Annotated in this window: 13 protein-coding genes; 3 read left to right on the top strand and 10 right to left on the bottom strand. The window is 71.7% G+C overall.

Annotation, left to right across the window (positions count from 1 at the left end; translation table 11 throughout):
- Positions 1-91 precede the first annotated feature (91 nt).
- Positions 92-865: a spermidine synthase gene (locus Q664_RS10665; protein ID WP_235216638.1), complete on the top strand. Its 774-nt coding sequence runs from the start codon at positions 92-94 to the stop codon at positions 863-865.
- Here Q664_RS10665 and Q664_RS10670 read toward each other — a convergent pair.
- The 7 genes from Q664_RS10670 to Q664_RS10700 are packed head-to-tail and all read right to left on the bottom strand — an operon-like array spanning position 849 to position 14,269.
- Positions 849-1,973 carry an NAD(P)/FAD-dependent oxidoreductase gene (locus Q664_RS10670; protein WP_043393068.1) on the bottom strand — a complete coding sequence of 375 codons (1,125 nt, stop codon included), beginning with the start codon at positions 1,971-1,973 and terminating at the stop codon, positions 849-851. The two genes, Q664_RS10665 and Q664_RS10670, sit on opposite strands and share 17 nt — an antisense overlap.
- Complete coding sequence (locus Q664_RS10675; protein ID WP_043393071.1) at positions 1,970-4,267, bottom strand: lantibiotic dehydratase; 2,298 nt, start codon at positions 4,265-4,267, stop codon at positions 1,970-1,972. The genes Q664_RS10670 and Q664_RS10675 overlap by 4 nt, the downstream gene beginning before the upstream one ends.
- Positions 4,264-5,772 carry a hypothetical protein gene (locus Q664_RS10680; RefSeq protein WP_043393117.1) on the bottom strand — a complete coding sequence of 503 codons (1,509 nt, stop codon included), beginning with the start codon at positions 5,770-5,772 and terminating at the stop codon, positions 4,264-4,266. Before Q664_RS10680 ends, Q664_RS10675 begins: the two co-directional genes overlap by 4 nt.
- Positions 5,769-8,072, bottom strand: coding sequence for a lantibiotic dehydratase (locus Q664_RS10685; protein WP_043393074.1), 2,304 nt, complete (start codon positions 8,070-8,072; stop codon positions 5,769-5,771). Before Q664_RS10685 ends, Q664_RS10680 begins: the two co-directional genes overlap by 4 nt.
- Before the next feature lie 36 nt (positions 8,073-8,108).
- Complete coding sequence (locus tag Q664_RS10690; RefSeq protein WP_235216639.1) at positions 8,109-11,405, bottom strand: serine/threonine-protein kinase; 3,297 nt, start codon at positions 11,403-11,405, stop codon at positions 8,109-8,111.
- A gap of 11 nt (positions 11,406-11,416) precedes the next feature.
- Entirely contained in the window at positions 11,417-12,274 is an 858-nt protein-coding gene (locus Q664_RS10695) for a hypothetical protein (protein WP_043393078.1), read from the bottom strand.
- Positions 12,275-12,283: 9 nt separating this feature from the next.
- Complete coding sequence (locus tag Q664_RS10700; RefSeq protein ID WP_235216640.1) at positions 12,284-14,269, bottom strand: TonB-dependent receptor plug domain-containing protein; 1,986 nt, start codon at positions 14,267-14,269, stop codon at positions 12,284-12,286.
- Between Q664_RS10700 and Q664_RS60735 the strand changes: the two genes are divergently transcribed.
- Entirely contained in the window at positions 14,262-14,486 is a 225-nt protein-coding gene (locus Q664_RS60735; protein WP_235216641.1) for a hypothetical protein, read from the top strand. The two genes, Q664_RS10700 and Q664_RS60735, sit on opposite strands and share 8 nt — an antisense overlap.
- A 131-nt stretch (positions 14,487-14,617) precedes the next feature.
- Here the strand turns inward: Q664_RS60735 and Q664_RS10705 are convergent, their stop codons facing one another.
- The 3 genes from Q664_RS10705 to Q664_RS10715 are packed head-to-tail and all read right to left on the bottom strand — an operon-like array spanning position 14,618 to position 19,673.
- Positions 14,618-15,526 (bottom strand): PhnD/SsuA/transferrin family substrate-binding protein, encoded by a 909-nt coding sequence (locus Q664_RS10705; protein WP_043393080.1) that lies wholly within the window; start codon positions 15,524-15,526, stop codon positions 14,618-14,620.
- The gene (locus Q664_RS10710; protein ID WP_043393082.1) at positions 15,523-18,057 is read right to left on the bottom strand and encodes a tetratricopeptide repeat protein; all 2,535 of its coding nucleotides are present in this window, start codon (positions 18,055-18,057) and stop codon (positions 15,523-15,525) included. The genes Q664_RS10705 and Q664_RS10710 overlap by 4 nt, the downstream gene beginning before the upstream one ends.
- Before the next feature lie 5 nt (positions 18,058-18,062).
- The gene (locus tag Q664_RS10715) at positions 18,063-19,673 is read right to left on the bottom strand and encodes a PP2C family protein-serine/threonine phosphatase (RefSeq protein ID WP_043393122.1); all 1,611 of its coding nucleotides are present in this window, start codon (positions 19,671-19,673) and stop codon (positions 18,063-18,065) included.
- Positions 19,674-20,415: 742 nt separating this feature from the next.
- Here Q664_RS10715 and Q664_RS10725 point away from each other — a divergent pair.
- Positions 20,416-20,794 (top strand): protein kinase domain-containing protein (locus Q664_RS10725; protein WP_425117412.1); only part of this gene is annotated, 379 nt, incomplete at its 3' end.

Here is a 20,794-nt window from a genome sequence, read left to right on the forward strand (position 1 = left end):
GAAACAACAACCGCCCGAGAAGGTAGCGGGGATGAAGGGAATTGCCCATGTGGCTTCGACAGTCACCGCCGGTCCGTGCTACCGAGGAGACGTGAGTGTCTCGGAAAAAGTGGTCCACGAGGCCGACTCTCCCTTCGGGCCCGTGTACGTGGTGGACGTGGGCGACCAGCGCACGCTCCGCTTCGACAGCCCCGAGGGCACGCTCCAGAGCGCCATCCTCAAGAGCGATCCCACGGCGGTCCCCACCAGCTACGTGCGTGTGGCCACCGCCGGGCTCGCACTCACCGAGGGCCGCGCCCGCATCCTGGTGGTGGGCCTGGGCGGAGGGGCGTTTCCCATGCTGATGCACCGGCTCCTGCCCCGCCGGTCACAGGTGGACGTAGTGGAGATCAACCCCGTGGTCGTCGATGTGGCCCGGCGCTTCTTCAATGTCCGGGAGGATGCCCGGCTCCACATCTCGGTGGAGGACGGGGCCGACTTCATGGCGCGGCAGGGGCCCCGCTACGACCTCATCTTCCTCGATGCCTTCTGGGACTACGGAACACCGGACCACCTGAAGGAGTCACTCTTCTTCGAGAACGTCCGTCGCAGGCTGGAGCCTGGGGGAGTCGCGGTGCTCAACATCGCGCTGGAGGAGCAGTGGAGCGTGGCGTCGCGAATCGAGACCTTCGCCCGGGCCTTCGAGGACTGCGCGATGCTGCGCGGCGCCTCCCGGTACAGCAACCTCATCCTGGTGGGCACCCAGACGCCGTTGCCCTCCGAATCCCTCTTCCGGCAGCAGCTCTGGCGGCTCGCACGTGAGCTGGATTTCTCCGTACTGATGGAGAGCGTGATGACCTTCGAGCAGGTCAAGGTGTCTTCGTAGGTACGGAGCCGTCCTGCCCGGAATGGAGTACGCGCTCCGGATCGAAGGCGGCGGCGATCTCGCTGTGCCCGTGCTCGATGAGCTCCGTCACTGCCCGGCCCGTGAGTGCGCTCGTGAGGATGCCCTGCCCCGCGTGCCCGCTGGCGATCAGCACCGCCTTCGTCCCCGGGTAGCGGCCAATCAACGGCTTGCCCCCCGGTGTCACCGAGCGCAGTCCCGCCCACGCCCTCCCGAAGCGCGCCTCGCGCAGCCTCGGCGCCAGCTTCGCCACCGTGGCCCCCAGGTGCATCAGGCCCGTCGGCGTCACGTGGCACGCGAACCCCGCGTCCTCCTCCGTAGCCCCCACGACGATCTCCCCCGTGCGCCAGGGCGCCAGGTACGTGGGCCCCGACACCACCCGTGTCAGCCTCACCTCCGGGTGGAAGATCGTCAGCATCTGCCCTCGCAGGGGCTTCACTGGCAGCGGCGGCAATCCCGCGATTCCTCCCGACCACGCCCCCGCGCACACCACCAACCTCCCCGCCCGGTGCGTCTCCTGCTCCGTCCGCACCTCCACCCCACCGTCCACCTCGGCCACCGAGCGCGCGCCCTCGCCCAGCCGCACCTTCACGCCCCTCCGGTGCAGGTCGTGCAGCAACGCGTTGAGGTAGGCCTCCGTGTCCACCATGAAGCCCTGCTCGGTCACGAAGGCCCCGAGGATCGGCGTGCCCTCCAGCGCTGGCTCCAGCTCCACCACACGCGCCGCGTCCATCCACGTCCCCAGCCACTCGGGATGGTTCACCGCCTTCTGCCCGAGCGCGTCCCGGCCCTTCGCGTCCATCGCCACCCGGAGCACGCCCTGCCCCCGGCGCAGGCTCGGGCCGTCATTCAGGGAGGCCAGTTCCTCGGCCAGCGCTCCGTGCGCCGCTCGCGTGAAGGCGAGCATGTCCGGGTCATCCAGCAGCCGCACCGAGGGAATCGCCACTCCCGCCGCCGCTCGTGAGCCCTGTCCTCCCGGCTCCACCGGGTCCAACACCGTCACCCGCGCCCCCGTCGCCGCCAGCCGGCGTGCCACGGACAGGCCCATCACTCCGGCCCCGAGAATGACGACGTCCTGGGTCACACTCATCGCTCAGCCCGCTCCTCGCTCCAGCGCACCGCCTGCATCCGCATCTCGCACGTGTAGCGGCCCCGCTCGTCCTTCAGCCACAGCTGCTCCGGTGCCGGGTACATCTCCTCCACCGAGAGCTGCTCCGCCCCTCGCGACAGGTACAGCAGCAGCTCCAGCGCGAACGGCGACGCCGTATCGATCAGGTACGGCTTGCGCTCCACCGTGCTGCGCATGAACACGAAGCGCGGCCAGCCGCTCGCCCGGCGCTCGCGCTCCACCGCGAGCAACAGGTCCATCCCGCTCACCTGCGAGAACAGCGTGGTCGGCAGCTCCCACCGCTCCCGCTGGTACACCGCGCCGCCCACGTGGAGCCTCGGCAGGTGCCGGCCCTTGGTGCGCAGCTTCGCGTGCAGCACCTGCGGGTGCGCCAGCGCCGCGAACGGTGCGTACGTGTTGAAGTCGTCCAGCGGCATGTACAGCGAGAGCCGCTTCCCCTCCCCGTCCACCAGCACCGGCCCCTCGCGCGTGGGCAGCACCTTCACGTCGTGCGGCTTGAGCGCCCCCTGCTCCACGTCCAGCACGTCCGAGACCGAGTACATCAACTTCCGCCCCGGATAGACGTAGAAGCCCTTGTTGCGCCGGCGGATGGCCAGTCCCACCAGTCCCTTCGCCTCCGGCTCACGCTCCAGCCACTCGCCCGCCACCGACTGGTAGCGCGCCCGGTCCGGGTAGAAGGCGCTCAGCCAGCTCCACAGCATCAAGTGGTGGTGCACGCGGGCGCACATCACCTCGAAGCCCTTGTCCGTCGCCGCGAGGCACACGTCCGGCAGCGAGTAGCGGCCTCCCGGCCGCGAGGTGCCCAGGAAGTCCTCGGGCAGCGTCCGGGAGCGCGACAGATCCTCGTCGAGCAGGATGGGCGGTACCGGTGCGAAGCGGCTCCCCGCCACCTGGTCCGGCCGCAACCGCACCGCGTACTCCAGGAAGTCCAGCGGGCGCTCCTCCGAGCCCAGTGCGTCGCGCACCTGCTCGCGGTAGCTGCGCTGCACGCTGTCCCCGTACGCCGCAGAGAGCCCCAACGCCCCGGACAGCTTCGCCGCCATCTCCTCGCTGAAGCGCTTCCCCAGCTTCAGCCGGAAGGGCGAGGACGCCTCCTCGTAGAGGATGAGCCGGTCCGAGTACACCTGTCCCTCGCCTCGCCGCGCGGGCTTGCCCGTGTACTCGGTGAAGCGCGTCTCCAGCGCTTGCAGCAGCTCCCGGCGGCGGACCAGCCCGGCGCCCTCGAACTCGCCGCGCAGGCGCTCCAGCTCATCCAGCCTCGACCCCCAGCGCTCCCGGGCCTCGGACGCGGGCAGTGCCGCCACCGCCTCGCGCAGGCTCGAGAAGGTGCCGAAGTCGTTCGCCACGAAGGGCAGCCCCAGCAGCACCAGCGCCGACTTCATCATCGGCACCACCAGCCGTTCCACCGCCTCCACCGGCTGACCCAACGCACTCGAGGCCGCGCTCAACGTCGGCGACTCGGGCAGCACCGCGAGCAGCCGCTCCGCCTCCGGCGACAGCGCCACCTCCAGCTTCAACGGCTCGCAGCTCGCCCGGCCCGGCTCCACCTTGAAGAGGGGGTTGAGCCGCAACGGCAGGTGCCGGCGCACCTCGCGCTCCCGAGCCACGGCCCTCGCCAGCTCGGTGACGGACCAGAACGTCAGGAAGGTGCGCCGCCGCGTGCTCCCGCTCGGCACCACCCGCACGTCCTCACCGTCCTCACCGTCGCACTCGCCGTAGGAGATGGGGCCGAAGAAGCTCGTCGTCTCGTTCTTCGCGCAGAAGCGCTGGAGGTACGTGTAGACCTGCCGCTCCACCCGCCGCGCATCCGAGTTGTCCGGCCGCTGCTCCCCCTCCAGGTAGCGCGACCAGACGTTCTCGTACATCGCCGGGTTGGAGAAGAAGACGGCCTCCTGGATGGCCGGCTCCGCTGCTCGCTCGCGCAGCCGTTTCCGCAGCGCCTGCCGCTCCTCCGTGTAACGGGCCGACAGCGCCGTGCGGTGCGCACGGTAGCGCTCCAGTGCCTGGGCACAGTCAGGCCCGTACTTCGCCTTGAGCGAGGGCTCCTTGCCCTTCTCCAGCGCCTCGCGCGCCGAGCGGGCCGCGTCCTCGCCCGCGGCGGTGCGCACGGCCTCCACCAGTGCCCGCTCGTCCTCGAGCAGCGCCGCCACCTCGGAGCGCAGCCCCTCCGAGAAACCCAGGCCCTCCAGCCAGTCGAACGGGAAACCCGCGTGCCGGAGTACGAAGACCTCGCCCAGCGTCCAGCGCTCGCTCATGCGTGTACCCTCTCGAGGACCGCGCGGCCCACCAGCGCCGCTTCCACCTTGCCGCGCTGCGCCTCCGGCAGCGTCGCGAAGAGCTCTCCCACCGTCACCGGTTGCTCCGCCCCCGCCACCAGGGGCGCCAGCCGCGCGTCCATGGCCAGCACCCCTCCCGTGCGCAGGTTCGCCGCGTACCAGGAAGGTTTCACCACGCCGTCCAGCGTCGCCGGCAACCGCACCAGCGCGCAGTCTCCGTCCAACCGGATCCGCTCGCCGCCAGTCGCCACGGGGGCCGGCGGGTGCAGCGAGGCCCAAGCGACCCGGCCCGGGCTGAGTGGCGCGCGTTGCAACAGCTTCCCCGCCAGCGAGGTGAGCAGCTCCACCTGCCGGGCATGGGGCACCGTCCCCGGCGCCTCGAAGGGCACCGTGCGCGCCAGGTCCCGATCCTCGGGCGGAGCGAGGAAGCGCACCGCCAGGCCCGCGAAGTCCTCGCCCGAGCGCCCGCGCGTCCAGTGGAATGGCCGCACTCCCGACACCCAGTCGAACACGGGCCGCTGGCCGAGCAGCGCGAAGGTCCGCTCGTGCGCGGCCTCGTCCACTCCGGGAGCGCCCACCCACCACTCCGCCACCACGCGTGCTCCAGCGGCGCGCAGACGCTCCACCGCGGCGGCCAGTGGCTCCAGCGGCACGCGGCTCCCGTCACTTCCCACGACTCCGCTCTCGTCCACCGAGCAGAATCCCACCACCGCCGTGCGGCAACCGCTCGACACGAGCGCCTCGGTGTCGAGCAGAGCCCGCAGCGGCACGTGTCCCGCCCAGGGCCCACCGTCCGCCGGGGGACGAGCCCCCTCGGGAACCCAGGTGAGGGCCTCCGGCTCCGTTGCGCCCAGGGCCACCACCCGCCAACGCAGAGGTGCCACGTCCTCGGGAAAGGAGGCCCGCTGGAAGGCGGGAATCGTCGCCAGGACCGCGCGATGGGTGACAGCGAAGGGACCCGCCACCTCCAGCGGCACCGAGGCCGGGCACGCCGCCGCCAGCTTCACCGCCGCGGGAAGTTGCAGGTCCTTCTCCAGCCACAGCCGTACCCGCTCGGCGCCCGGGAACTGCTCGGCCGCGCGGGCCAGGTCCTCGTCATACAGCGCGGGCGCCTGAATGATCCGGAGCACGTCCGCCGAGCGCTCGGTGGTGCCCCCCTCCAGCTCGATGTCATCGAGCCGCACGTGAACCCCCGACGGTGCACCCGAGAGGGCCGTGAGCACCGCGCCGAGGGCACGCAATGGCCGGTGCGCGTCCGCCCTCCCCCGCTTCCACAGCACGAGCGCCGCGCGCAGGAGCAACAGCTCGCGCATCGTCTGGGGCGTGGCGGGCTCGCGCTCCCGCGTCTCCACCGCCCGCGACAGGAGCTCCGGAGCCATCACCCGCTGGCAGAAGGCGCGCGCCACGTCGAGCACCCGCCAGCCCTCGGGCGCATCCGGCACGCACGTCACATCCCGGTGGGGAGGCAGGACGAGCAGCTTCATGACGCCGAGCCCCACAGGAAGCAGCAGCGCAGCTCCGCCGTGTGCCGCCCGCCCGAGGCGCCCAGCCACAACTGCCCGGGCGCGGGGAGCATCTCCGACAACATGACCTCGCCCTTCTGCTCGAGCAGGTTGACGAAGACGCGCAGCAGCGCGGGGCTGCGCACGTCGACGAGCACCGGCTTGCGCTCGCCCGGGAACTTCGCGAACACGTGGTCCGGCAGGCCCATGCGCGCCCAGATGCCCACCGCCGTCCGGAGCCGCGCCTTGTCGTCCTTGCACGCGACGAGCGCCTCGGCATCCGCTGCCTCCAGCCTCCACTGCTCGCGCTGAAGCACCGCGCCTCCCAGCATCACCCGGGGCGTGTGCGCGCCCAGGGACACCCTCAGGGGACGGATGCGCGGCAGGGCGAAGGCCGTCTGCACCAGGCTCTCGATCTCCCCGTTGTAGAGGCACACCTCCGTGCCCAGCCGCGTGGACACCAGCCGGGCCGTGCGCCCGTCACTCTCCACCTGGAGGTCATCGAAGGGCAGCCGCCACGCCGAGGCCCGGGCGCTCACGCCTCCCAGCTCGACGACGGGGCCGGGGAACTCCGAGGGCAGCAGGCCCGTGCGCCGCGAGGCCAGCACGGTGACGAAGGGCATCGGCCGCCGCAGCGAGCCGAGCGTCCGCAGCATCTCGCCCTCCACCCGCCTCCGCTCCTCGTGGAACTGCAACGCCCAGCCCCACACCAGGGCCGTGTCGTGCACGTCTCCCACCACCAGCTCGTACTCGCCGCGGCTCCAGGCCTCCACGTCCGGGGCGCCCACGAGCAGATCGATCGAGGTGACGATCGGCAGCTCCGTCTCGGCACGAGGCGCGGGCAGCGCCGCTGGATCCAACTCCACGCACCGGGCCGCCGGCTCGGAAATGGCCGCCGCGAGCGCCGAGGCCACCGTGGTGTCGTACGGCACCGGCCTGTCCCCGTACGCCGCCACCACCTTCCAGAAGGGCACCGTCCGCGCGCCCACCAGTGCCGCCACGGCGGACCGGGACGACTCGCGCGTGCGCAGCGCCGCCTCGCCCATCAACCCGAGCGCTGGCTCCAGCTTCCGCGTGAGCTCCTCCGCGCGCTCGCCGCCGAGCGTAAGGCGCAGGTCTCCGCCGCACTCCTCCCGCATCGGGAGACGGTCCTGGTAGAAGTTGTGGCTGTCGGACGTGGAGGCCGCTGCCACGGGCGCCACGCCCCAGCGCTCGCGGGCGCGCTTCGCCAGCTCCTCGTTGAGCGCCATCTTGCCCGCCGCGTCCGCCGCGCCGTAGCGTGCCATCACTCCCAGCAGGCCCTCCAGCTCGCGCAGGTGCGCGCGGGCCACCGGGCCAGGAATACCGGCGAGCCGCTCGGCCAGGTCCTCCAGCGGGTGGTGCGAGGCAGAGGGCACCTCGAGCGGGTGGGTGAACAGGTTGCGCTGCAGGCCGAAGCGGACGGCCTCGAGCAGCAGCGGCCACTCCACCCCGAGCACCTCGCGCAGCGCGGACAGGGGCCGCGTCCCATCCACCGCCTCCACCAGCCGCGGGAGTACGTCCTCCACGCTCGCGGGGTTGGGCGCGGCTCCCTTGCGCGGAGGCATCGCGGCGAAGGCCTTGCGGCGCAACACGAGCCAGGGTGCCACCTCCGGATCGGCGGCGATCGCGCGCACCAGCCCGAGCACCAACCACGAGGCGGCGAAGGTGTTGCGCCCCACCAGCACCTCGGGGCCGGACCAGCGCACGGTGACACCCGTGGGCGCGCCGGGCTCCACCCGCCCGTAGTTGATGGGGCCGAAGAAGCTCATCGTCTCGTTCTTCGCGCACATCCGCTGCAGGTAGCTGGCCACCTGCCGCTTCAGCCGCGCCCCGTCCCGGCCGGCGGCCAGGTCCCTCGCCACCGGAGGGCTGGAGCTGGCCACCGCCTCCAGGAAGCGGGGCTCGGTGCGCAGCGCCGCGAGCGCCTCCTCCACCCGGGCCGACTCGCGGGTGAAGGCCTCCTCGAAGGCGGCACTGGCCTCCTGCGCGGCACGGGCGTGGACGTTGTAGGTGGCGAAGAACCCGGGGGACTCCAGCCCCTCCACCTCCACCGGGCGCCCCGCCTTCAGCGCGGCCAGCACCGCGGACGGAGGCCGCCGCAGACGCGGGCCGCTGGCCTTCAGCGCCTCCAGCTCACGCCGCTCGGCCCACAGCCTCCGGGCGCTCTCCGCCGACTCGGGACAGCGCAGCCGCTCCAGCCGCTCGAAGGGAAAGCCGGTGGTGCGGACGACGAGGTGAGGAAACAGCTTCCAGCCCTTCATACGTGACGCACCCTGGCCCGTGGGCCTCCGAGAGGCCTACTTCTTCGGTAGCGGAACGACCTCCAACTCCTGCCCCGGCACCGCCATCACCCAGCGCGACCACACCGGCTGGTTGGGACAGGTGACGATGACCTGCAACTCCACACCGGCGTCGATGGGAGCCGACACCGGCGTCGCGCCGGGGAGCATGTCCGGGCCCAGCTTCACGAAGCAACCCGGCTGCCCGCCGATGCGCAGCGTGCCCTTGCTGCCCGGCTCCGGCCGGGCCTCGGGCAGGGTGCGCACGTCGATGACGTCCTGGCTCACCGGAATGCCGAAGCGGTGCATGCGGCCATTCATCGCCGTGGAGACGACGAACTGGCTGACGCCCTCCAGGCTGAGGCCCTGGGCATCCTCCACCCGGAGGCCCGCGATGTAGATCTGCTCACCCGGCTCGCGGTTGACGATGTCGACCCCCTGCTCCGAGAGCAGCCTGGGACCCAGCACGGCGGCCCCCCCCACGACCAGGAGCCCGGCGACGCCGAGGAGGGCCCACTTGACCGCGGACGAGCGCGCGGCGGGCCTGGCGGCGGACATGGCCGCGGCGGCCTGCGGAGCCTGAGCGGCCGGGGCCCTGGCGGGAGTACCCCCGGGAGCCGCGGAGGGAGCCACCTGGGTCGACGTCCGGGCGGACACCGGCACCGAGGGCTGCAACGCGGGCCGGGAGCCGGTGCCGAGCGCGCCGGACAGGGACGCGCGGGGCGGCACCGCGGCGGGCGTGGGCCCGGAGGCACGAGGCGGCACCGCGGGTGTCCCGGACAGGGAGGCACGAGGCGGCACCGCGGGCGTCCCGGAGAGCGACGTGGGACGGGACGCCACGGTCGGCGGCGGGGGCGGCACGGTGGGCACACCGGACAGGGACGCACGCGCCGGGGCGGGTGCTGGCACCAACGCCGGAGAGGACTCCGTGGGAGGCTCGGGAGGCAGGGCGTTGGGGGCGATGAGACCCTGCTGCGCGGGCCGGTAGACCTCGGTGCGCTCGTCGGGGCCCTGAGCGCCGGGAAGAGGAGGAGCCGGAGGACGCGCGGCCTGCGGCGGTGGAGGCGGCGAGGCGGCGCCATACTGCCCGGTGCCGGAGCCGAGGGCGGGCCGCGAGCCGGTGCCGGGGGGCGCCACCATCTCCCCGGTTCCACCCGTGGGAACGCGCGTCGCGTTGCCCGAGCCCGTGCCCGAGATGCTCGGATGCGAGCCGGTGGAGCCCGTCGGGGAGCTGTGGGTGGGCCCGAACTCCGCGAGCCTGTCTCCCAGCGTGGCCTTGAAGAACTGGGCCACCGCCGCCGGCGACGAGTTGAGCCGGTGGTGGGCCATCACCGCTTCTATCTCCTCGCGCATGGCCGCGGCGGAGGGCGTGCGGCGCGCCGGATCCTTCACCAGGGCGCGGAGGATGAGGTCCGACACGTCCTGGGGGATGTTCGGCTTGAGCTGGGACGGCACGGGCGCCGGCTCGCGCACGATGGCGTTGAGCGTGGCCGCGTCGTGGTCCCGCTTGAAGGGCAGCGTGCCGGTGAGCAGCTCGAAGAGCACCACGCCCAGGGCGAACACGTCGTTGCGCGCGTCCAGGGCGCGGCCCGCGGCGGCCTCGGGGGAGATATAGGAGATCTTCCCCTTGAGCACGCCGGCCTGGGTGTTCTCCTCGCCCTGCACCTTGGCGATGCCGAAGTCGCTCAGCTTGATGGCGCCATCCAGCGAGATGAGGACGTTGTGGGGGCTGACGTCGCGGTGCACCACCGGGTGGGGCACGCCGGCCGGGTCCACGTAGCTGTGCGCGTAGTGCAGGCCCGCGGACGTCTCGGCGACGATCCGCAGCGCGTGCTCCAGCGGCAGGGCCAGGCCCTTGCGCCGCAGCTCGTTCATCAGCTTCTTGAGGTCCGGGCCGCGCACGTACTCCATGAGGATGTACGCCACGCCGTCGTTCATGCCCACGTCGAACGTCTGCACGACGTTGGGGTGCGTGAGGCGCGCGTTGGCCCGCGCCTCGGCGAAGAGCATGTCGACGAATTCAGCGTTCTCCGCGAACTGCGGGAGAATCTTCTTCATCACCACGAACTTCTCGAACCCCTTCACGCCCACCTGCTTGGCGAGGAACACCTCGGCCATGCCGCCCTGGCCCAGCCGGCGGATGATCTGCAGCTTGGTGGCGCTGATGGAGTTGCTGATCTCCGAGCCGCTGCCCTTGTTGGCGTTCGGATCCACGTTGGTGGAGCCGAAGAGGTACTGGCTGAGGGCGCGAGGCTCGAGCGCCTCGATGTCGTCCAGCGGCTTGTCCACCAGCGACGAGCGGCTGAGCAGCGGCACGAGCTGGGGGATGGAGGGAAGGCGCGCGGAGCCGCCGCAGATGGGGCACTCGCGCTCGGGGCTGGCGTTGGCGCGCAGCTTGGCCAGGTACTCGGAGGCCAGGGCGCGCTGCTGGTGCTCATGGCCGCAGTTGCGGCACTCGCAGGGCAGCCACAGGGTGCCGATCTGCGCGGCGAGCGGTTTGGTGAAGCGGGTGAGCGCGTTGAGCACCGGCACCGGCACGCGGCACAGCACCACCTTGGCGCCCTGCGCCGCCGTGGCGAGCACCTGCTCCAGCTTCGCGACGGCCTCGGGCTCCACCTTGTGGACGTGGGAGAAGTCGAAGGCGACGCGCCCCTCCAGGCCCGACGCCAACCGGCGCACGTTCAGGTCCGCCTTCAGCTCGCTGGCCAGGGAGATGTACGTGATGTCGTCCTGGACGATCTTCAGGTGCGCGGTGAGCGCGCTGGGCGCGCTGGGCGTGGTGGCGCGCAGGTAGCGCATCACCACGGGGTCCACCGTGCCGAACTGCTGGCGTGTCGCGTAGTCGAAGAACTCGCTCGGCAGATCCGCGAACTCCAGCTTGCCGGCGCACACCGGACAGGAGTGCTCGGGGGCGCGGCCCTCGGCGATGATGGGGGCCTCGGCCTGCAGGTCCACCACGCGCAGCCGGTCCTCTCCACAGGCGCGGCACGTGTAGGGCGCCAGGACGGACAGCACCCGCGCCACGCCGGAGAAGCCCTCCACCATGTTGAGCTGGTCCACCATCACCGGTGGCGCGTTGACCACGTACAGCGCGATGCCCCCGGCGGGCAGCTTGCTGGCGAACTCGATCCACCGCCGCACACCGAAGGAGCTGATGCGCTCCACCTGGCCAAGGTCGACGATGAGCAGCCCGCCCAGGTCGGGGGACGAGGACGTCAGCGGGAACGTCTCGTCGATGATGCCGGCGATGCGGACGTGGTTGATGGTACCCACGCGCACGCGGCTGATAGTGGCATTGGAACCCTGCGTCTCCACCGTCCCGCTCCTCATTCCGACTGGAAGTACAGCAAAGACTTGGGAAGTCCGGCCCGGCGGCGCGCCTCCCCCAAACCGACCACGCCCAGCATCCGCGTCTCCTTGCCGGGAGTCACGCGGACGGCGATCAGGTCACACGCCTCCAGGATACGCCGCATGCCCAGGCCCGCCCCACCGCCCGAGGCATTCACCTGCATGCGTCCACCCAGCGAGGCCAGCGCCCGCGCGATGGGCCCGGGCGTCAGCCGCCCGAAGAGATCCACCGCCTCCAGGAAGATGCCGCCCTCCCCCACCGCCAGTGACACCTGGCACACGTGCTCCTGCGCCACCGCCTGCACCGACTCCCGCCGGTGGGCATACAGCGGCGTGCCCTGGGCATCCACCGGTGCGTCCAACAGCGCGTTGGCGGCCAATTCGTGCATGACCTCGGCCGCGAGGTTCGCCGCGCTCCGGCTGCCCTTGGAGGCCTCCACCAGCGCGGCGGCCTCGGACGAGGCGGCCTTCAAATCCAGCACCCGCTCCAGCCACAGCTTCGCGACGGGAGCCCCCGGGGGCATCAACACCTCACCCCGCAGGAGCGAGCCCAGCACCCGCATCTCCCACGCGGACGGGAGGCCCCCCGGCTCACGCGTGGCCAGCAGCAGCGCCGGAGGCTGACGCTCCAGCAGCGCCGCGTGGGCAGGCCCCAGGCGGCCGTCGAAGAGGATCAGCTCGCGGGCCGGGGCTCGCGGGCTTCCCCCTCGCGCCACCACGGACAGGCCGCTGCGCACGAGCGCGGGGGCGGCCTGCTCCAACGTGGCGGGAGCCAGGGAGGCATCTGCGATGAGGTGGAGGCCGGTGGTGGCCCCCTGCGGGTGGGCGACTCTCACGATGACGGCTCAGTACTGGAACTTGATCTCGCTGAAGAGGCTCAGCGGAGGCGCGGGGAAGCCGAAGGACTCATCGTACTTCGCGTTGAAGAGGTTGGAGCCGACCACGGACACCGTGAGGCCCTTGGTGACGTTGGCGCCCACGCGAGCGGTGGCGGTGAAGTAGCCGGGCAGCTTCACCTGCTCGAACTTTCCGGTGGCCGGGTTCTCCAGCGAGCCCGAGTCGAGGCGCTCGCCCACGTACAGCGCGTAGATCTCCGCGAAGGCGAGCTTGCCGAAGTTCGTCCGGCCGCGCGCGTACACGCGGTGCTGGGGCGCGTAGTCGAGCGGCCGCTCCGGCCGGTTCTCGAAGGCGAGCGCCCGCGCGTCCAGGAACTGGTACGACACGTCGAACGAGGAGTTGATGGCCGCCACCTGCGCCGCGGCCTCCGCCTCGAAGCCCATCACGCGCGCATCCCCCACGTTCTTGAACTGCGAGGTGGCGCCGAAGAGGAGCTCCTGGTTGATGAAGTTCCTGGCCAGGTTGTAGAAGCCCGTGCCCGTCAGGCGCACCGTGCGCTCGAAGGGCCAGAAGTCCACCGAGGCCTCGACGGTGTCCAGCGTCTCGGCGCGCAGGGTGCTGTTGCCCAGCAGCGTGGACGCGTACATCTGCTGGTTGATGGCCAGCTCCGCCAGCGTGGGCGCGCGGAAGGCGCGGCCGTAGTTGGCGCGGAAGGTCAGCTCGGGACGGGCGTGGAACACCACGCTGGCGCGCGGGGAGATCTGATCCGTGCGCGTCTGCCAGACCTTCTCCGGAATCATGTACTTGTCGTAGCGGGCGCCCGCGCTGAGCACGAGCTGGCTGAAGGGCCGGTACTCCGCGTCGAGGAAGCCGCCGAGGATGTCCTGGGTGGTGTCCTCCATGGTCAGGCCGGGGAGGATGTTGGGGTTGTTGACCAGGTCGTTCTTGTAGTCACCGCCGAAGGTGACGGTGAGATCTCCCAGGGTGAGCAGGCCGCGGGCCTCACCGCCGATCCGGCGGCGCTTGCCCAGCGGCGTCTGGGGGCTCTCCGGATCGAAGGCGTTCTCCATCTCCACTTCGCGGCGCTTGAAGAAGGTGTACGCCTGGGCGAACACGCGCAGGTTGTCCGTCAGCTGCTGGTCCACCTGAGCGCTCGCGTTGAAGTTCTGCACGCGCTCCACGTCGTTGGGCGTGTAGTGGCACTTGCCGCAGTTGCCCACGGTGGCGAGCTGGTGGCCACCCGGGCGGCCGATCTCTCCGTTGGTGAAGCTGGCGTCCAGCGTCAGGCTCTTGATGTTCACCCGGCCGGTGACCTGGTGCACCAACGAGTCCTCGTTGTTGTCCACGCGGCCGATCTTCGGGTCATTGAAGAGCTGGGGGCCGTCCGAGCCGAAGCCGTAGTAGCTGATGAGCGCCTCCACCGGGCCGCCGCGTCCGGCCGCGGTGGCCTGCGCGCGCCACGTCCGGTCCTGGCCCAGCAGCAGCCGCATGTCCGAGCCCCAGTCACGCCCGTCCTGCATCAGATCCTTGGGCTGGCGGGAGATCATGTTGATGACGCCGCTGAAGGCGTTGGAGCCGTACAGCGTGGAGCCGGGGCCGCGGATGACTTCAATCTGCTTGAGGTTGGTGAGCGGCGTGGTCTCGTCCGCGTAGAACTGGCCCGTCCAGGGGTCGGTCAACGGGCGGCCGTCCTGCAGCAGCAGGAGCCGGTTGGAGAGGTAGTTGGAGCCCAGGCCGCGCGCGCTCACCGCCGCCTTGCGCATGGCGCCCCGGCGGCACTCCATGCCGGGGAAGTACTGGATGGCCTCGCACAGCGAGAACTGGCCGGTGCCCTCCAGCTCCTCGGCGGGAATCCAGGAGATGGTCATCGGCACGTCGGCGATGCGCTGGCTGCGCTTGGAGGCCGTGGACACCACCGCCTCGCTCAGCAGCTGCTGCACGGACTCCTCGAGCGAGGCGGCCTCGGGAGCGGCGAGCGGATCCGGAATGTCCACGCCGGCCAGGGCCGAGGGCGGAGGCAGCGGCCGCGAGTTCGCCGGGCCGGTGAAGGGCGCGCGCTGCGGGACGTTGGATGACGAGGAGGGAGGCGGCAGCGGCAGCGGCTTGCGCGCCTTGGGGGCATCCGACGCCATCGTGCCGGAGCTGGAGCCGGAGCTGCTGCTGGTGGCCGCCGGCGGGGTGGACTTCGTCTGCGGCGTTCCAGCGGCGTGAGCGGTGAGGCCGCACATGAGCCCGACGAGAGCGGGGAGCCAAGCGATTCGAGTCGAGTGCATCGTTCTCTACGTCCCGAGATTGGAGAAGGAGTTTAGCGGTTCCAGGAGGGGAAAGTCGCCCCCGCACTGTCAGTCATCCGGCTGCTCGGCGGACACATCCAGGGCGTCCGCGAAGGACGGCAGCACCGGCTGGAGGACGGCGGGCTCCAGGAAGGCCCGGGTGTCCACGCGCAGTGCGGGTACCTCCACCAGCACGGGCTGGCGGCGGGGAGGGCCGCTCTGCAGCAGCTTGCGCAGGTCCTCCAGCTCCTTGCCCTGGATGGAGACGAAGGCGCCGAAGGGAGCCACCGGCTCGAGCTTCTTGAGGTTCTCCGTCAGGTCCTCCTCGTCGCCGCGCATGCCCACCAGGACGGCGCCGGGCACCTTGCTGCTGCGGTAGAGGACGCGCACACCCTCGGGGACGTGGGCCAGCGGCACCAGCGCGGCCTCGGCGCCCTTGGCCTCCAGCATCTTCAGGGCGGACTCCACGTTGGGCACCGGGGTGAGCTTGAAGTGCTTCTTGGCGTCCAGGTCACCGGCGAGCACCACGTTGGTGACGAACTTGGGATCCGCCGCGCCCGCGCCCTTGACGATGGCGAGCCGCTTGCCCGCCAGGTCCTTCACCGAGCCGCGCGAGGTGGAGACGATGGCCCAGCGCTGGGCCGTCTCACCGGAGAGCGGCGCGAGCGCCACCGGGGTGGCCTTGGAGCCCAGCTGCACGGCGGCCCAGGAGTCCAGGACGGCGAAGTCGACGATGCCCTCGCCCACGGCCTTCGAGAAGTCCTCGTAGCGGGCGAAGCTCTTGGCGGCGGTGGGCCGGCCGGTGGCCGCGGACAGCTTCGCGGCGAGCGCCTCGGCGAACTGGAAGCGCTGCTGGCCGTCCGTGAGGGTGGTGGGCAGGAAGACGCCCAGGGTGGCCTTCTTGGGGGCCGCGCCGGCGGCGGGCACCCACGCGCACAGCAGCGCGAGGCCCAGGAGGAGCGAGCGGGGGGAAATCATGGCGTGGTATCCGAAGCGGTGGCGCTGGAGGGCTCGGGGTTGGGGGTCGGGGCGGTGGCGGGCTCGGCCAGGCCGTAGATCTGCTGCAGCCGCTCCTTCCACTCGCGGACGGCGGCGGCGCGAGGCGCGGCGCCCGAGGCGAGGTAGCGGCGGTAGGAGTCGACGGCCTGCGTCATGTCGCGGCGGCGCTCCTGGGCGTCGATGCCGAGGTTGAGCGAGGCCTGGGGCACGGTGCCCTCGAGCTTCTTCCAGACGGCCACGGCGTCATTGGCCTTCTTGCCGCGGTAGGCCACGCAGGCGAGGTTGTGCTGCAGGGCGACGCTGTCCGGCGAGAGGGCCAGGGCGGCCTTGAAGGCCTTCTCCGCGGCGCGCATGTTGCCGGAGGAGTAGGCACGCTCGGCCTCGCGGCGGTGGAGGGCGCTGGTGAGGGTGGCGGTGAACTGGGCCTGCTCGGGGATGGGCCGCCTGGCGGCGGCGGTGAGCGTCTTGCGTGCCTGCGGCAGCTTGTCGCCGCGGTAGAGCAGGAAGGCATCCACGAGCTGGCGGGTGTTGGGCCGGGCCCAGCCGGGCGTCGGGGTGAGCGCGCGCTTGAAGAGGTTGCCCGCGTCACCGAAGCGGCCCTCCTCCGTCTGGGCGAGCCCCTTGGCGAAGGCGGACAGGCGGGCCAGCTCGGACTGGTTGCCGCCGAGGCCGGCGCGCTCCGCGGACTCCACGTCCTGGCGGGCGCCCGCGCCGTCTCCAGCCTCCAGGCGGGCGAAGGCACGGCGCAGGTAGACGCGCGAGAGGTTGGCACGCGTCACCTCGAGGGCGCGCTTGGAGGTGCCCGGCTCGGTCAGCCGCTTGAGGGCGGCATCCACCTGGCCGAGCTCCATTTCCGCGAGGGCCGAGCCGGCGGACACGTCCGACACGGCGGCGAGGTCCGGGGCCATCTGCCCGGCCTTCTCGAAGGACTCGAGCGCCTCCTTGGGAGCGCCCGAGCCCAGCCGCGCGTAGCCGAGCACGAGGTGCTCGCGCCAGGCGGCCTCGGGCAGTTGCACGCCCTGCTCCATCACCTTGCGGGCCTCGGCGTGGGAGCCCTGCTGCAGCAGGACGGCGCCCAGGCGGCGGGCCATGGCCGAGGTGCGCTCCAGGTCATAGGCGCGGCGCAGGTCGCGCACGGCGTCGTCCACGCGGCCGTTGCCGGCGCGGTCCCGGGCACGGTTGGCCAGCGCGCGGGCCAGCCACTTCTTCGCGTCGGCGTGCTCCGGCTCCAGCTTGAGGGCCTGGGTGTAGTCCTCGATGGTCAGGTCCCACTGGCCGGTGGCGAAGTGGTCCGCGCCCAGCAACACGTGGCCGAGCGCCTGCTTGGGGGCCATCTCCACCACGCGCCGGTGCACCTCGACGGCGCGCGCGTAGCGGCCGGCGCGGCGGTTGACGCTGCCCAGGGTGGACCACAGCGACAGGCTGTCGGCGCCCGACTGCACGGCGCTCTCCAGGAAGGAGATGGCTTCCTCGTTGCGGCCCTGCTTCTGCAGCGCCATGCCCACGGCGATCTGCGCGCCCACGTCGCCCGGGGCCAGATCCAGCACCTTGCGGTACTCGGTCTCCGCCTCGGCGGGCCGCGCCTGGGCCATGCGCACGTCACCCAGCAGCATGTGCGAGGCCGCCGTGCCCCCCAGCTTCACCAGGGCGAGCGCCTGCACCTCGGCGCGCGGCAGGTCGTTGGACTCCAGCAGCAGCCGGCCCAGGCGCTCCTTGGCCTCGGGCACCTGGGGGAAGCGCACCGTCAGGCCCTCGAGCAGGGCCATGGCCTCCGCCATCTTCCCTTCCATCTCCAGCACCACGCCCAGTCCCATCTGGATGGAGACGGACTCGGTGCGGCCCACCTGGGCGCGCTCGAAGGACAGGCGCGCCGCCGCGGGATCATTGCGCAGCAGGTGGCCACGGCCGAGCAGCTCGTGGATTTGATAGTCGTTGCCGGCGAGCTTGTCCGGGCGCTGGGCCAGGTAGGCCTGCAGCTCGGCCACGGTGGCCTCGCCGTCCTGGAGCGCGAGGGCGTAGTAGTTGCCCAGGTAGTAGTGGACGAGCAGGTGCTCGGGCTGGTTGGCCACGGACACCTGCTGGAGCACCGGCAGGGCCTCCTCGTAGCGCTTGAGCTTGAAGAGGGAGATGCCGAGCGGGTACGCCAGCTCCAGCGACTCGGGGTTGGCGGCGTACACGGGGGCCACGAGGGAGGCCACGCGCTCGTGCTCGTTGAGGGCCAGGCCCACGGCACCGAGGCCGGCGGCGGCGGGCACGGAGGTGGCCTCGGCGGCGAGCGCCTTCTCGAAGAGCTCCAGGGCCTTGCGGTACTTCGTCTCGGCGCGCTTCTTGTCACCGGAGGTGGCGGCGGTGCTGGCGTCCACCTGGGCCGTCTCACCCTCCCGGACGAGCCGCTGGGACTCGGTCATGGGGGGTGGGCGGTACTGGGCGAACGCGGCCGTGCCGGTGAGTGACTGGGCGAGGACGAGTGCCGCGACGAGGCGGCGGACGGAGGGACGGGGAGAGCGCATGCGACTCATGGGGAGGCGGGGCTGAATTCGGCGACGACCACGGTGATGTCATCCTGCGCCGGCAGGCCGGCGCTGAAGGCACGCGCATCGGCCAGGATGGCGTCGCGCAGGGCCTCGGCGGACAGGTGGGCGTTGGCCTGGATGGCGGCGGCAAGACGCTGGGTGCCGTACTGCTTCTGGCTGGCGTCGCGGGACTCGGTGAGGCCGTCGGTGTACCAGACGATCAGATCTCCAGGCCGCAGCTGGGCCTGGCGCGAGGCGTACTGGGAGGACGCCGAGGCGCCCAGCAGCGCGCCGCGGGCCGGCAACGAGGCCACCTGGCGGGTGGCGCGGCTGTAGACGATGGGACTGGGGTGGCCGCCGCTCGCGTAGTCGATGACGCCCGTCTGGGTGTCGAGCAGGGCCAGCGCGCTGGACATCTGGTGCTCGCCGCGGCCCATGTGGGCCATGGTGAGGTTGAGCGAGGAGATGAGGAGCTGGGCGTTGATCTCCTCGGGCGGGCGCATGGTCATGGCGGCGGTGAAGCCGCTGGTGGCGCTGGTGGCCACCAGGGCGGTGGCGAGGCCATGGCCGGTGACGTCGCCGATGCCCACCACCACGCGGCGCTCGTCCAGGGAGGCGCGCATCCACCAGTCGCCGCCGCACGCGTCCGCGGTGACGACGAGGCCGGCGATGCGCAGCGGGCCCGCCTGGAAGCCCTCGCGGCCGGGCAGCAGCGTCTCCTGCACGGTGCGCGCGAGCGACACGTCGCGCTCCAGCTGGGCCTTGGCGCGCACGTCCTCGAGCAGCACGTTGATGCGCTCGGCCATGTGGTTGAACACCACCCCGAGCGTGGTCACCTCGCGGCCGGCGCCCCGTACCTCCTCGGTGCGCGCGCCCAGGTCTCCGGCGGCCAGCTGCATCACCTTGCCGGTGAGCACGCCCAGGGGCCGGGTGATGCGGCGGCTCTGGATGGCCACCAGCACGCCGGCCAGCAGCAGGAAGCCCAGGCCCAGGCCCGCCATGGTGGTGGCGTTGCGGCGCAGCGACTCGCGCTTGGCGGCCTCCAGCGCGTGGAGCTGCTTCTGCAACCCCTCCAGCGAGTAGCTGATGAGCACCACGCCCTTGCCGCTCTGGGAGCCGTAGTCGATGGGCTCCTGGTACTCGATGATGGGCTTGCCCTGGTAGAGCGCCGTCACCCAGCGCCGCTCCGGCTTGCGCTCGGTGGTGGAGCCCAGCTTCGCGTCCTCCGCCGAATCCGCCGCGAGCTGGCTGTCCGCGTCATATATCTGCACGCGGAGGATGTTGGGGTTGTCGGAGATGATGGAGCGCGCCACCTCGCCGAGGAAGGCGTAGTTGTTGTCGCGCAGGGAGGTGGCCGAGGTGAGCGACAGGGTATGGCTGAGCGTCTGGCCCAGCTCGATGGCCTGGTTGCGCACGTGCTCGTTGAAGCGGGTGGACGTCTCCTCGAACTGGGCTCGGGCGGAGACCCAGGCCACCGAGGCCAGCAGGCCCACGACAATGGCCAGCAGCACGCCGGTGGTGACGAAGAGGAGCTGATCCAACCGCATGCCGCGGATGGCGGCCACGTCGGGCAGCTCACCGGCCTCCATCGGGGCGACGATGGTGCCCGTCATCTCCGGGTGGAACGGGGAGAGCCGCGTGGAGGTATTGCCCGCCGCACGGGTGGCGGTTCCAGTGAGGGTCGGCTCCTGATGTTCGAACGGCCCGTCGGGAGGGGGCTGGGAAGGCAGGGGGGCGTTGGACAAGGCGGACTCTGAATCGGCGCTGGGGGAGGCGCGACGGCTATCGGATTCTTGGAAGCCGGGCAACTCTAGCGCAGTTTTCCGCTTATGCGAGTCCCCCCTGTTGCCGGGGGCCCATCCCCCACGTCCTCCGGAGTAGGATTTCGCTGGCAGTGCGGCGGGTGCGCACGTGGGGCGTCCGCCCGGGGGGGGCGGAGCGCGGCAGCCGGACCGTGAAGGTCATCCCCAGCCGCCTCGGTGGAGGAGACCTCGACGCTGCCCCCGTGGGCCCGGGCACCATGTTCGAGCCCTGGAGGGACAGGCGCACGAAGCCCGTCACGACCTCCGTCCGGTGGATGAGGTAGCGCAGCTCGCCCTCGGCTGCGTGCTCCCACCGGCACGTCCAAGAACCACTCGCGTGACCACACCTCCACCCCGTCCGGCAGCAGGGCGGAGTCGAAGACGAACAGGACCCCCGATTCCTGGAGCATGCACTGCCGGGTGAACCTGCTACGTTGAGGTCCCACGAGGTAGGCTCCGCATGTCCACACCCTCTCCTTCCCCCATGCCCCACCCTCCCATTCCCCCGTACGGCGGGGGCGCCCTGAATCCATGGGATGCGCAACCACTGCCCATGGGCACCCGGATTGGCGGGGACGTGGTGGAGGGGGTGCTGGGCCGCGGCGGCTTCGCCACGGTGTACCGGGTGCGCAGCCCCGAAGGCTACGTGTCCGCCCTCAAGCTGCTGCCACTGGACCAGGGCCCCGAGCGTGCCGCACGTGCCTGGCGCGAGGTGTCGCTGGGCACGCGCCTGTGCCATCCCAACCTGGCACGCCAGCTGGGCGCCGGCCAGTGGCCTCACGACAAGCCACGCTTCGTCTGGGTGAAGTTCGAGCGGGTGGATGGCCCCACGCTGGAGGAGTGGGTGCCGGGGCGCCGCCTGGGCGAGGTGGTAGAGCGGATGCTGGAGGTGGTGCGCGCCCTGGCGGTCATGCACGAGGCGGGCGTGGTGC

Origin of the sequence: Archangium violaceum Cb vi76 (genome assembly GCF_000733295.1) — a bacterium.
GTDB classification, from domain to species: Bacteria; Myxococcota; Myxococcia; order Myxococcales; family Myxococcaceae; genus Archangium; species Archangium violaceum.

What these genes read in the sequence shown, in the direction of transcription:
- Q664_RS10705 (WP_043393080.1), bottom strand. Translation starts at nt 15,526, where the DNA reads ATGATTTCCCCCCGCTCGCTCCTCCTGGGCCTCGCGCTGCTGTGCGCG.
- Q664_RS10710 (WP_043393082.1), bottom strand. Translation starts at nt 18,057, where the DNA reads ATGCGCTCTCCCCGTCCCTCCGTCCGCCGCCTCGTCGCGGCACTCGTC.
- Q664_RS10680 (WP_043393117.1), bottom strand. Translation starts at nt 5,772, where the DNA reads ATGAAGCTGCTCGTCCTGCCTCCCCACCGGGATGTGACGTGCGTGCCG.
- Q664_RS60735 (WP_235216641.1), top strand. Translation starts at nt 14,262, where the DNA reads ATGTCCACGCCGGCCAGGGCCGAGGGCGGAGGCAGCGGCCGCGAGTTC.
- Q664_RS10685 (WP_043393074.1), bottom strand. Translation starts at nt 8,072, where the DNA reads ATGAAGGGCTGGAAGCTGTTTCCTCACCTCGTCGTCCGCACCACCGGC.
- Q664_RS10675 (WP_043393071.1), bottom strand. Translation starts at nt 4,267, where the DNA reads ATGAGCGAGCGCTGGACGCTGGGCGAGGTCTTCGTACTCCGGCACGCG.
- Q664_RS10715 (WP_043393122.1), bottom strand. Translation starts at nt 19,673, where the DNA reads ATGACGGGCACCATCGTCGCCCCGATGGAGGCCGGTGAGCTGCCCGAC.
- Q664_RS10670 (WP_043393068.1), bottom strand. Translation starts at nt 1,973, where the DNA reads ATGAGTGTGACCCAGGACGTCGTCATTCTCGGGGCCGGAGTGATGGGC.